The following is a 282-nucleotide window of genomic DNA, read 5'->3' as shown; positions in this document are numbered from 1 at the left end:
GCTCATCCTGTGCTTGTAGCGCGTGCTCAAACGCCCATGCACAGATACTTCAGCTCGACGTATTCGTCGATGCCGTACTTCGAGCCTTCGCGCCCGAGTCCCGATTGCTTCACGCCGCCGAACGGCGCGGCCTCGCTGGCGAGCGCGCCTTCGTTGATGCCGACGAGGCCCGTTTCGAGCCGTGCCGACACGCGCGCGATGCGGCGCAGGTCCTGCGTATAGAAATACGCGGCGAGCCCGAACGGCGTGTCGTTCGCGGCGTCGACGGCTTCGTCTTCCGTG

At 65.6% G+C, this 282-nt stretch carries 1 protein-coding gene; it reads right to left on the bottom strand.

Going from position 1 to position 282, the window contains the following annotated elements; translation table 11 throughout:
* Nucleotides 1–26: 26 nt before the first annotated feature.
* The coding region (locus tag SB751_RS29710; protein ID WP_410748985.1) for an aldehyde dehydrogenase family protein at nucleotides 27–282 on the bottom strand (256 nt) is incomplete at its 5' end.

Source organism: Cupriavidus sp. SIMBA_020 (assembly GCF_046535395.1).
Lineage (GTDB): Bacteria > Pseudomonadota > Gammaproteobacteria > Burkholderiales > Burkholderiaceae > Cupriavidus > Cupriavidus campinensis.
Note: the sequence above shows the minus strand (reverse complement) of the source record. Positions and strands in the feature narration are given on the sequence as shown.